We start from the raw sequence: 12234 nt of genomic DNA, 5'->3' as shown, positions 1-12234 counted from the left end.
GGCGAGCGGACTGTGCTCCGCAGGCGAATTTCGCCGCCTGCGGAGGACTGGTTAACGCCGGCTGGAACGAAACACGTCCGCCGATCAGCCCTTCACGAAGCCGGCCAGGCGCTTGGTGATGATCTCCTCGGCCTCGGCCATGATCCGGTCGATCAGTTCCTGACAGGTCGGGATGTCATAGATAAGGCCCGCCACCATGCCGCACGACCAGGCGCCGGCATCCATGTCGCCGTCTTTCATGATCTTCGGATAGACGCCGGCCACTTCCTCGATGATGTCCTCGAACTTGATGTTCGCGCCGAGTTCTTTCTCCTTCTGGAGAAGACGCTCCACCGCCGGGTTCGTCAGCACACGTTCGGTATTGCGCAGCGGGCGCATGACGAGGCGGGTGTCGAGCTCAGAGGCCGCAACCAGCGCCTGCTTCACATTCTCGTGCACCGGGGCTTCTTTCGTCGCGATGAAGCGCGTGCCCATGTTCATGCCTTCTGCGCCGAGCGCCATCGCCGCCACCAGCGAGCGGCCATCTGCCATGCCGCCCGAGGCGATGAAAGGGATATCCAGCTCATCCATCGCGCGCGGCAGAAGGATGAAGTTGGGCACATCATCCTCGCCAGGGTGGCCACCGCATTCGAAACCATCCACAGACACCGCATCGCAGCCGATCTTCTGGGCCTTCAGGGCATGGCGCACGGCAGTGCACTTATGGATGACCTTGATGCCATTATCCTTGAGGATCGGAAGCACCTGCACAGGGTTGTTGCCGGCGGTTTCAACCACCTTCACGCCGCCCTCGATGATGGCTTTCACATAGCCGGGATAGTCCGGCTGGTTCACCGAAGGCAGGAAGGTCAGGTTCACGCCAATCGGCTTGTCCGTCATGTCACGGCAGCGGGCGATTTCATTGGCAAGGTCTGCCGGGGTCCGCTGCGTCAGGGCAGTAATGATGCCAAGGCCGCCCGCATTGGACACGGCCGCAGCCATTTCAGCAAAACCGACAAAGTGCATGCCCCCCTGGACAATCGGGTGCTTGATGCCGAGCATTTCAGTGATGCGGGTTTTCATGGCCGGGTCTCCCAAAGGCTTTTCTCTCGCGGCATCCTTGGACAGAGCATCGACCGCGCGCAAGTCTGACATCGGGGAAATCACCCCGCGCCCGGGGCCGGATAAAGATTGCCCCTCTCAGGAAAGCGTTTTACCCCAAGGGCTGCCGGCTGATGGAGATTTCATGAAATACGCGCTCCCAATCCTGTCCCTGATGGCGCTCGCCGCCTGCCAGACGGCCACAATCACCGCGCCAGAGCCCGCCCCGGCTGCGCAGCAGCCCGCCGCAGTATCGGCCCCGGAGGGACGCCCTCTTACCGCCGGCCAGTGGCTATTCGGCTCTGCCGAAGCGCAGATCATGATGGCGCAAAGCTGGAACCGGATTGCCGCCTATGCCGAAGCCGGCGCAGCCGCCCGCCCGGAATACAGCGTCATCCTTGCGCCCGGCGCGACGGCCGAAGCGCCCGAATTCCTGGCCTGCGGGGAAAAGCCTCTCGCCGCCGTCTTCGATGTGGATGAAACGCTGATCTGGAACCTTGGCTCGGCAGGCGCCTTCCGCCGCATGGGCATCGAATTCGATCCGGAAATCTGGGGCGAATGGGAACGCACCGGCGCGGGCAAGGCCGTCGCCATTCCCGGCGCGCTGGAAGGGGTGGAGCGTATCCGCAAGGCCGGCGTGGAAATTATTCTCAACACCAACCGCGAGGCGGCCAACGTGGCCGGAAACATCGAAACGATCCGGGAAGCGGGCTTCGGCGATTATGTGCATGGCGAAACCCTGTTCCTGAAGGGCGATACGCCCGGCGGCTCGGCCAAGGATGGACGCCGCTATGCCATCTCGGAGAATTACTGCGTCATCGCCCTCGTCGGCGATCAGCTGGGCGACATTGCCGACATCTTCAACGACAAGTCCCTGAGCCCTGCCGCCCGCCGCGATCTCGCCGCCGCCCCCGCCTTCGACCGCCTCTGGGACGATGGCTGGTTCATCCTGCCCAACCCGACCTATGGACCGTTCGAGGGGAGCAGCATGGAAGAAATCTTCCCGCCGGAAACCTATTGGGCCCCGGCCAGCAAGGAATGATGCCATGATCCTCTTCGTCCACGGCGTTCCCGATACCCCCGTTCTCTGGCAGCCGCTTGTGGCCGCGCTTGGTCTGGGTCCGGAGGATTACCGCGCGCCCGCCCTGCCCGGCTTCGGCACGGAAAAGCCGCCCGGCTTCCGCAGCACCAAGGATGAATATGCCAGCTGGCTGATCACACAGATGGAAGCGGCGGGCGGGCCGGTCCACATCGTCGGCCATGACTGGGGCGCCCTGCTCACCCTGCGCGCCGCCAGCCTGCGCCCGGACCTTGTGAAAAGTTGGTGCGTCACCAACGCCGTGATCGATCCGGACTATTCCGGCCACAGAACAGCCCGCATGTGGGCAACCCCGCTGCTGGGCGAGTTCGTGATGCTGAACATGCGCAACAAGCCTCGCCTGATCGAGGGCCTCGTTCAAGGCGGCATGCCGCGCGAACTCGCCGAAATCGAAGTGCCCCATATCGACAAGCGGATGCGCCAGTCGATCCTCAGCCTCTATCGCTCTGCCATTGGCCTGCGCTTCAGCGGGCATTGGGTGGACGATCTGGCAAACCTTCCCAAGCATGGCCAGCTTTTCTGGGGCGAGAATGATCCGTTCGTGGAGCTTCCCGTGGCAGAGCGCTTTTCAAAGCGTCACGACACACCGCTGCATGTCGAGCGCGGCACCGGCCATTGGGCCTGTCATGACCGGGCTGAAAACTTTGCAGCTGTCCTGAAGGCCCTATGGCAAAAGGCCGGCTGAGAAGCCGGCCTTTTTCCTGTTTCGAAAGGCGCAGGATCAGGCCGCTTCCTTGCCGCCAACCCCTGCCAGTTCCTGTTTGATCCGCTCAGACAGCTGACGAACCGTGAACGGCTTGGGCAGGAAGGAGACCGCGCGGTCATCATCCAGCTGCTGGGCAAGGTCGCGCTCGGCATAGCCGGAGATGAAGATCACGCGCGCATGGCCCAGCTTGTCCTTGGCTTCGCGGATCAGCGTCGGCCCATCCATGCCCGGCATCACCACGTCAGAGATGATGAGATCGAACGAGCCCGGCATATCGGTGAGGATGTCCAATGCCTCCTCGCCGTCGCAGGCTTCTTCCACCTCATAGCCGCGCTGGCGCAGATGGGTCGCCGCGATGGAGCGCACGCCGTCTTCATCCTCAACCAGCAGGATACGTCCGCGCCCGGACATATCCATCGGGCGGATGACCGGCTTGGCGTTCTCGGCAATGTCCGACGGCTCAGGGATTTCTTCTGCGGCCAGCGCCGGCAGATAGATGTAGAAGGTCGTGCCCTTGCCCATCGAGGAAATCGGACAGACATAACCGCCCGACTGCTTGATGATGCCGTAGACGGTGGCCAGGCCCAGCCCCGTGCCAGAGCCCTGCTCCTTGGTCGTGAAGAAGGGCTGGAAAATCTTGTCCAGCAGATCGCGCGGCATGCCCGTGCCGTTATCCTCAACCTCGATCAGCAGGTATTCGCCGTCTTCCACATAGTTGAAGCCGAGCGCATGGGCCTCCTTGCCGGTGGAGCGCGCCGTGCGGATCGACAGCTTACCGCCATTGCGATGCGCAATCATGGCGTCGCGGGCATTGGTGGCCAGGTTGATGATCGCCGTTTCCAGCTGGTTCTTGTCCGCCTTGATCCAAGGCACATCACGGCCATGTTTCACGTCCAGCTCGACCCGCTCGTCCAGCACCTGGCGCAGCAGGATCGAGAATTCGGACAGGAAGTCGGTGACGTTGAAGATTTCCCGCTTGAAGGTCTGCGCGCGGGCATAGGCCAGCAGCATACGGACGAGTTCGCGGGCCCGCGAGGAGAATTCGTGGATCGATTGCAGATATTCGTATGACGGGTCACCCACGGGGTGGCGCGTCATCAGCTCTTCATAGTTGAAGATGATGCCCTGCAGCACATTGTTGAAGTCATGCGCCACAACCCCGGCCAGCTGGCCGATGGAGCGCATCTTCTCGCCATGGGCAAGGCGTGTCTCCAGCTGGCGCTGCTCGGTGATGTCGATGATGTAGGCCACCGAGGGGCGCCCGGTATTGTTGAGCGTGACGAAGACGTTCACATCGCGCGCCTCATCGCCCGCCGTCTTCAGCGCAACCGGCTTGTCGATAGCGTCCACCAGCAGGGTGGCGAGCGCGTCCTCACCCTCTTCCGACACAAAGAGATCGGCAAAGCGCGTACCCGGTGTCGCCCGGCCACCGGTGACTTCCATCAGCGCGCGGTTGGCATCGAGGATTACCGCGCTGTCCACCCGGTCACCGTCCAGACGCACGGCGCCAAACGGGGCGTCATCGAACATCGGATCGCCATCCGGACGCGGCGGGCGAGACGCCGCCTGCAGCGCAAAGCGCTCTTCCCCGCCATTCAGCACCTGCGGGCTTGCCAGCACGATCGTGCGCCCGGCGGCGTCAGCGCCCCGGCCCGTCCAGCTGGTGATCGCCTGCACCGGGATCTCCACCCCGTCGCGCGCGCGCAGCTGGATGTCGGCCCGGCCCGGCGCGCCGGACTTGCGGTCCCGCGCCAGCATCTTCACGAATTCCGGACGCATGATGTCGTCGGTGCGGATATTCTTGGCCGTCTCTGGCAGGCCGAGCAGTTCCCGCAGCCAGGAGTTGGCATAGGTGATCGTACCGTCCGGCTTGGCGGCGAAGAAGCCCATCGGGGCATCTTCGACATAGAGGGATTTGAGGTCTGCCGCGCCCGTTGCCTCGATCTGGCCGGCGATGCGGCGGATACGCCACAAGACGCGCCCGCGCGGCAGCGGGGAGACGGAAACTTCAAACTGCGCGGGCACCTGCTCGGGCCCGAGCGCCAGCGGCGGCAGCACTTCGCGGCGCTGCGTGCCTGCCTTGGCAGATTTCGACAGGCGGTAAACCGGGGCGGCAAGGCCGGGATTGGCACCGAACAGGCGGTCCACCGTCACCGGGCCGCTTTCCGCAGTGCCGGCAATCAGGGCCATCCGGGTCAGGTCGGAATAGGCGGTGTTCGCCGCTACCGGCGCCCCGCCGGGATCCGTTACCAGAACGGCTTCATCCAGTGCTTCAATCCAGGGAAAACGCGGCGCGCTGGCATTCGCCACCCGCGCGGCAGCGCCCTTTTCCGGAAAGAGCCCGATGTACCGGCCCGCGCCGCGCACCGTCCAGAGCAGGAAGACGAGGCCTCCTGACGCCATTGTGATCAGCAGGATCGAGCCGGTCGCGCCCGACGCATTCGGCCAGGCAAGCGAGATGCTCGCTGCAGCGATGGACAGGAGCAGACAGCCCCAGAAACCCAGCTGCAGGAAGTCGATACGCCGCCCTTCCCGCTCACCGGCATTCGCCTCCTCGCCTGGCGTTGCCGCAGCGAGAGTCAGCTCAAGGGTGTCTGCTTCGTTACTCATGGTCTACCACCATTCTATTGGCCGGTTCCCTTTCCGGGCTGGCCATGCCTTATGCGAGGCGGGCATCACATGACTCGAGGCCCAACCTTCACCTAGTTTATCGTTTTTGACACGGCAAAGGTTAACGAACCCGAAAAAGCCGTTAACAGACGCAGTATAATCGAGCCCAGAAGAACAGGATTCGGCTAACCATGGTATCACGCACGCTCGCAATGTTCACCGCACTGGCGCTGGTCGCCAGCTGCGGCGCCCCCGCCCACCGCGAACCCAAAATTCCGGAATATTCCACCGAGGTGGTGGCTGCCGAATCCGAGCGGCTGAACGAATGGTTCGAGCAGAAGTTCGAGGAAGCCATCGCGCGGGATCCGATGCGGATGACCGCGCTGGGCCGGCGCGACCGCTATGGCGAGTGGACCGACCCCTCCCGCGCCTTCGACGCGGAAAGCCTGGCCATCCAGCGGGCTACTGTTCAGGAAATGAAGGAAAAATTCGACTTCAACAAGCTGAACGACCAGGCGAAGCTGTCCTGGCGGCTCGCAGAATATGAGCTGGAGCGCTCAGAACTGAACGAACCGTTCCGTGATCACGGCTATACCTTCAACCAGATGTTTGGCGTCCAGTCGTCGATCCCCGCCTTTCTGATAAACCAGCACAAGGTCACCGGCCTGACAGATGCGGAGGCCTACATCACGCGCCTGAACGCCCTGCCCGCCTATCTCGGCGGCCATGTCGAAAACGCCCGCGCGTCCGCTGAAAAAGGCATTCAGCCGCCTGCTTTCGTCTATGACTATGTCCTCTCCGACGCCCGCGGCCTCATCACCGGCTATCCTTTCTCCGGCAAGGATGATGGCAGTGAAGACAGCCCGCTGATGAGCGACATCCGGGGCAAGATTACCGCGCTGGTCAATAACAGCACGATCTCGCCGGAACAGGCCGCAGAGCTGACCGAGCGCGCCGTGCAGGCCCTCACCACCGCCGTCGGCCCCGCCTATCAGGCCGCCATTGAGGAACTCACCCGCCAGCAGCTCAGCGCCACCGCCGATGACGGCGCCTGGAAACTGCCCGATGGCGCGGCCTATTACGAAGCACGCCTGAAGGCGATGACGACGACCGATCTCACCGCCGCCGAAATCCACCAGATCGGCCTGGATGAAGTTGCCCGGATCCATGCGGAGATGGAGGCGATCATGCAGCAGGTCGGCTTTGAGGGAGACCTGCAGGACTTTTTCGAGTTCATGCGCACCGATCCGCGCTTCTACAAACCCGAAACACCTGAAGGCCGCGAGGAATATCTCGCCGAGGCGCGCGCAGCGATTGCCCGGATGGAGGCAGACCTCCCGAACCTCTTCAACACGTTCCCGAAAGCCGGCATGATCGTGCAGGCGGTCGAGCCCTTCCGGGAGCGGTCCGCCGGCAAGGCCTTCTACAACCGCCCTGCCCCGGATGGCAGCCGCCCCGGCATCTACTACGCCAACCTTTACCGCATGTCCGACATGCCGACCTATCAGCTGGAAGCGCTCGCTTTCCATGAAGGCATTCCGGGCCACCATATGCAGATTGCCATCGCGCAGGAGCTTGAAGGTGTTCCCAGCTTCCGGCGCTTTGGCGGCTACACCGCCTATTCCGAAGGCTGGGGCCTCTATACGGAGCTTCTGCCCAAGGAGATCGGCTACTACACCGATCCGTATTCGGATTTTGGCCGCCTCGCCATGGAAATCTGGCGCGCTGCCCGCCTGGTGGTCGATACCGGCCTTCACTCCAAACAGTGGACGCGCGAACAGGCCGTTCAATATCTTCTGGAGAACACCCCCAATCCGGAAGGCGACGCCCGCAAGGCCATCGATCGCTACATCGTGATGCCGGGTCAGGCCACCGCCTACAAGATCGGCATGATCAAGATCGTCGAGCTGCGCGAACGCGCCAAGACAGAGCTTGGCGACGCCTTCGACATCCGCGACTTCCATGACGTCGTATTGAAGAATGGCGCCGTGCCGCTGGCCATACTTGAGGAGAATGTCGACGCATGGATCGCGGAGACCAAGGCCAGCTAGGCCGCCCTATCCTCCGGGCGGGCGCGTCCCTCGCGCTCGCCGTCCTCTTTCTCGCCGGCTGCAGCAGTGTAGCCGGCGCCCTCCTCGCCCCAAAAATAGATACCGCCGCCAGCCGCCTGACGCCGGGCGACTTTGCGCTGGATACCAAACACGCCGCGCTCGTCTTCCGGATCAACCATCTCGGCTTTTCGGATTATGTGGGCCGCTTCGGCCGTTTCGAGGCAAGCCTCACCGGCGACGCGGCCAATCCGGCGGGCGCGCGGATCGAGGCGATCATCGACATCCCCTCGCTGGATGTTGCCAACCCGGACTTTGCCGCAGAACTGACAGGCCCGGCCTGGTTTGACGCCGCGGCTCATCCGCAGGCGATCTTCAAATCCACCATCGTCCACCCTACCAGCGAAACAACCGCCGAGATCACCGGCAACCTCACCCTGAAAGGCGTCACCCGCCCGATCACATTGACGGCAAGGCTCAACGGCAGCGCCTACGACCCGCTGCGCCAGGCTGATGTGATCGGATTTTCTGCTGAGGCAGAGATCAACCGCTCAGACTTCGGCATAGACCGTTTTTCGGGCCTGCTGACCGATACCGTCCGGATAGAGATTGAAGCGGAGTTTATCCGGCAAAGGCCGGATTGAGCGCACGGAGCGCCGGGCCGCGCCGCGAAATGCGCACGGCCATGCGATTCCCCTTCCGCCCGATCTGGGCTTCGGCGGCCACCTCGCCGTCCAGCCCGCCGGACAGCAGTTCCACCGGCTGGTCCGCCGGCACACCCAGCAGCAGCGTGGCGCCGGGACGCAGGCTGGTGAGTTTGGACAGCGGCATTTCCACCCGGGCCACACGCGCCGTCATCAGCACGGTCAGCGCCGGCCCGCTTCGCTCTGCCTTCGGCACGGCGTCCTCGCTGGCAAGCGTCTCCGGTAGCAGCGATTGCGTCACCAGCAGGCGCGCCGGCCAGTCGGCCCCACCCGCGCGAACCGACAGCGTGATCTCGTAAGCCGCCCCCGGCGCCGCGATGGAGGCAGCAAACAGAGGGTCGGTTTCGATGCCGGAAAACGCCATCCCGGCGCCTACGACGCTCGCCAGCGGCCGGGCCAGACCTTCCAGCAGCGCCAGATCAATCGGGCTGAGCTCTCTTGGCTGGGAATTGGGCACCGGGCCGCCACAGGCCGTCTCGATCATGATCTGGGCAAGCCCTGCCCCGATGACCAGCATCGCCGCCACATCGCCCTCAGCGCCGGCGCAGCAGACAATCGCCTGCCCCGGTTCTTCCCGTGCAGAAACAGCCTGCGCCAGGCTCACTGGCGAAATGCGCTGCACAGTGAAGGCCGCCGCAATCCCGCAATGCTCGCGCATGGCGCGCGACAGGCGGGCCGAAATGCGGCGGGCGGCTTCTTCCCGTCCGGCCCCGGACGGGGCGGGTGCGGGCGGCGTAAACTCGGCAACCATCCTCGGCTGGGGCTCTGGCGGAGCCTCTTCAGGCAGGTCGTCCATGTCCGAAAGGTCGGGACGCAGCAGCATCTCGATCTCGGCCGGTGTCAGCACGCCCCGCGAGGTCGGCAGCGGGCGGTCAGGGGCAATCGGTTCGCGCAGGGGCGGGGTATCCGTCATGATGCGGCGCCGAAGCCTGGGTGAAACATCCCATCCATCCTCCGCCAGGTCCGGCGGGGATGCACTCTTCACGGAAGAGGCGAATGGCAGGGTCATATCATCTAAGTCGCCCGGAAAAGGTTAATGGCGCGTTAGTAAATTCGCCGCGACGGCAATTATTAACAGCAACTGCCTGAGGGATTCACTCAAGTCTCTCGAATTTTACCTTCTGGTCAGGCCTCGGTAAGGCGTGATTCGGATCTGCGCGTCATGATGGTCGTGCGGCCAAAGAAGCTCGTACAACATCCGCCAAAGGCGTGGGGAAAGATGACTGGAAAAAGGCGGCACTCCGATCTGGAGAGCCGCCTTTTTACTGTTCGCAGAACTTTAAAAACGCGGTGCCTAGTCGTCGCGCAGGGTGCGTTCCTTGCGCTCGTGACGCTCCTGCGCCTCAAGGCTGAGGGTCGCGGTGGGGCGCGCTTCCAGGCGCCGCAGGCCGATCGGCTCACCGGTGGCTTCGCAATAGCCGTAGCTGCCATCCTCGATCCGGCGCAGCGCCGCATCGATCTTGGAAATCAGCTTGCGCTGCCGGTCCCGCGTGCGCAGCTCGAGCGCCTTGTCGCTTTCGGCCGAAGCGCGGTCCACAATGTCGGGGAGAGAGCCTGACTCGTCCTGAAGATTGTGAATGGTCTGCTTGGCGCCGTCGAGAATGTCGGCCTTCCAGGCTTCCAGCAGGCGCCTGAAATAGGCCAGCTGCCGCTCATTCATGAACTCTTCGTCTTCCGAGGGGCGATAATCGTCTGAGAGATCGATACTCACGGCAGACTCCTTCACTCGTTTGTGTGCCATATAGAGCGGACCTCGATTCTCCGCAATGTCCGAGACTGAGGGGGTAAATCCTGTAATTTCAGACAATTACGACAAAAACATGCCGAAACACTGTCAGTAAACGCTTCAATGCCCCACAAAGAGCGTTCTGCACAGTGCAAGTTGCAGACCACCCCTTGATCTTTGCCCCCCCGGCACGCTCTATGTGCAACTGCCCTTACAGTCTGCCCAAACGGTAAAATCGACGGAATGGCCCGCCAACGGAAAGTACAATCCCGCAGAGCGGGCTGGATGCTGGCGGTGATGTTCAATTCCCTGCTGATTCTTCTGCCTGTGATCGGCGCACGTGCCATTTCCAATGCTTACGATCAGGATCTGACCTCCCGCGAAGGCGCCGCCGAGGCGCTTCAGCATGCCAATGTCCGGCTGCTTGAGGAGCTGACCACGTTCGGGCCCCGCGACGAGGACAGCAAGCTCCCCTATTGGCAGGACCGGATTGTGGCGGAGATGGACGGGCGCAACATGTCGGCCGTGCGCGGTTATCTGCTCGCCGCGCCGCAGATGCTGGGCCGCGATCTGGGCGAACAGATCCGTGTGCGCGCCGAAGCGGAGGTCACCGGCACGCCGGACGAACGCCTGATCCGCGCCGCCCTGCAGAAGCTGCCTGAAAATGTTGCCATGCGGATCATGGAAACCGAGCGCTACAATCCCCCTGCCCCCCAGACGCCCGCGGCGCTCCCCGGCGAAGCAGACCCCGCCGAGACACAGGAACCTCCACCAGAGCTCGCGGAAGCAGCTGAGCCGGCAGAGGCCCCCGAGACGCCGGAGCCCGCCGCCGACGCCCCCATCGTGCTGCAGGCGAATGTCCGCAATGAAGACGAGCGCCGGTTCCAGATCCTCGGCAGCTATGCCGATCTTGCCGTCATGTCTCAGCGCTGGATCGAGGGCGACCGCTCCGACGAACTTGTCCTGAAGCTCACCGGCCTTGGCCTTGTCCAGCAGGACTATAGCGACGGCCTTTCCGACGCGACCGCACTTTCCGTCTCGATCCTGAAATCAGCCCGCCGCTCTCAGCGCCTGACGCCGAGCTTTTCGGACTATCTTGCCGAACAGGTGGATGCCGCCCTGCCCGACGCGGCGCTGGAGCCTGCCTTGCAGGAAGCGTTCAGAGACCTCGCCACCACCGAAGTACGCGCCGAACGTGTCCGCGCCGCCTATGGGGGCTCGATCAATCAGGCAGGCCTCGGCCCACTGGAGGCTGACCTTGACCAGATCCAGCGCCTTGCCGCCCAGACCAGCCCCGGCGGCGCGCTGACGGTTCTGGCGGTGATTGAGGACGGCACAGACCTTCAGCGAGCCCGCCTGCTGGCAGAGGCGGGCGGCGAACGCCTGATCGTGCTGGTGCGCGAACGGGGCCGTGAAGCGCTCAAGATCGCCGATGCCGGCATCAGCTGGAACCGCAATACCGTGCTGGAGATCATGAGCCTGACAGCCGCCGGCATGCTGCTGTTCTGGGTGATGCTCTCAACCGTGCGGCTCTACATCAAGCTGCCCAAGCCGAGGGCCGAGCCTCAGGGCGCCTGAGACATTATCTCAGGAATCATCTGAAAAATCAGCCGATATTGAACGCGCCGCGAATGCCGTCGATGATCAGCTGCGCCGACAGCGCCGCCAGGATAACCCCCAGGATACGCGTCAGCGCGCCCGCCACGCTCGCCCCGATGAGGCGGACAATCGGCCCGGCCATCAGGAAAACCACCAGCGTGATCAGCAGGTTAAGGCCAATGGCCGCCAGCACGACACTCTGATGCACAAAAGTCGGCGCTTCCGACATGTAGAACATCGCTGTGGCAATCGAGCCGGGCCCCGCAATCATCGGAATACCCATCGGGAACACCGAAACATCTTCCGGCTCCGGATCATCGCGGTGGCCTTCCAGCACTTCCTCGGCCCGGTGTTCACGCCGCTCGGTCCGCTTTTCGAACACCATGTCGAGCGCGATCAGGAACAGCAGCACCCCGCCCGCGGCCCGGAAGGCATCGATGGAGATGTGCATCGCGTCCAGCAGCCACGCGCCGCCAAAAGCAAACAGCAGCATGATGATCGTTGCCACGAAGACCGACTTGTAAGCCATCTTGCGGCGATAGGCGGGCGATCCCTTCGCCGTCAGCGTCGCAAAGATCGGCGCCACCCCCGGTGCATCAATGAGCACGAAGAAGGTGACGAAAGCAGCGGTGAAGAGGGAAATCAGTTCAGGCGACATGGCG

At 63.4% G+C, this 12234-nt stretch carries 10 protein-coding genes; 5 read left to right on the top strand and 5 right to left on the bottom strand.

The genetic code is table 11. The annotated features are described in order from the left end of the window. Positions 1 to 84 precede the first annotated feature (84 nt). A complete protein-coding gene (locus HPO_RS02165) occupies positions 85 to 1062 on the bottom strand; it encodes an NAD(P)H-dependent flavin oxidoreductase (protein WP_035593937.1) in 978 nt (325 codons plus the stop codon). 163 nt (positions 1063 to 1225) lie between these two features. On the opposite strand from HPO_RS02165, the gene HPO_RS02160 reads away from it, so the two are divergent. Beyond that, complete coding sequence (locus tag HPO_RS02160; protein ID WP_035593935.1) at positions 1226 to 2122, top strand: 5'-nucleotidase, lipoprotein e(P4) family; 897 nt, start codon at positions 1226 to 1228, stop codon at positions 2120 to 2122. Positions 2123 to 2126: 4 nt separating this feature from the next. Next, positions 2127 to 2864, top strand: coding sequence for an alpha/beta fold hydrolase (locus tag HPO_RS02155; protein WP_035593933.1), 738 nt, complete (start codon positions 2127 to 2129; stop codon positions 2862 to 2864). A gap of 36 nt (positions 2865 to 2900) precedes the next feature. Here the strand turns inward: HPO_RS02155 and HPO_RS02150 are convergent, their stop codons facing one another. Beyond that, positions 2901 to 5495, bottom strand: coding sequence for a response regulator (locus HPO_RS02150; protein WP_035593931.1), 2595 nt, complete (start codon positions 5493 to 5495; stop codon positions 2901 to 2903). Positions 5496 to 5686: 191 nt separating this feature from the next. Here HPO_RS02150 and HPO_RS02145 point away from each other — a divergent pair, with 191 nt between their 5' ends. Further along, entirely contained in the window at positions 5687 to 7546 is a 1860-nt protein-coding gene (locus HPO_RS02145; RefSeq protein WP_035593929.1) for a DUF885 domain-containing protein, read from the top strand. Further along, the gene (locus HPO_RS02140; RefSeq protein WP_051612183.1) at positions 7519 to 8187 is read left to right on the top strand and encodes a YceI family protein; all 669 of its coding nucleotides are present in this window, start codon (positions 7519 to 7521) and stop codon (positions 8185 to 8187) included. The genes HPO_RS02145 and HPO_RS02140 overlap by 28 nt, the downstream gene beginning before the upstream one ends. Here HPO_RS02140 and HPO_RS02135 read toward each other — a convergent pair. Together HPO_RS02135 and dksA are read right to left on the bottom strand one after the other, a co-directional pair. After that, positions 8165 to 9256, bottom strand: a complete 1092-nt coding sequence (locus HPO_RS02135) for a FliM/FliN family flagellar motor switch protein (RefSeq protein ID WP_035593927.1) — start codon at positions 9254 to 9256, stop codon at positions 8165 to 8167. The two genes, HPO_RS02140 and HPO_RS02135, sit on opposite strands and share 23 nt — an antisense overlap. Positions 9257 to 9541: 285 nt before the next feature. Then, the gene (gene dksA / locus HPO_RS02130; protein WP_051612182.1) at positions 9542 to 9988 is read right to left on the bottom strand and encodes an RNA polymerase-binding protein DksA; all 447 of its coding nucleotides are present in this window, start codon (positions 9986 to 9988) and stop codon (positions 9542 to 9544) included. 228 nt (positions 9989 to 10216) lie between these two features. Here dksA and HPO_RS02125 point away from each other — a divergent pair, with 228 nt between their 5' ends. Further along, positions 10217 to 11551 (top strand): hypothetical protein, encoded by a 1335-nt coding sequence (locus tag HPO_RS02125; protein WP_157532623.1) that lies wholly within the window; start codon positions 10217 to 10219, stop codon positions 11549 to 11551. A gap of 28 nt (positions 11552 to 11579) precedes the next feature. Here the strand turns inward: HPO_RS02125 and HPO_RS02120 are convergent, their stop codons facing one another. Continuing rightward, positions 11580 to 12230: a MarC family protein gene (locus HPO_RS02120; RefSeq protein WP_035593923.1), complete on the bottom strand. Its 651-nt coding sequence runs from the start codon at positions 12228 to 12230 to the stop codon at positions 11580 to 11582. Positions 12231 to 12234: the final 4 nt, after the last annotated feature.

This window comes from Hyphomonas polymorpha PS728 (assembly GCF_000685315.1).
Lineage (GTDB): Bacteria > Pseudomonadota > Alphaproteobacteria > Caulobacterales > Hyphomonadaceae > Hyphomonas > Hyphomonas polymorpha.
Note: the sequence above shows the minus strand (reverse complement) of the source record. Positions and strands in the feature narration are given on the sequence as shown.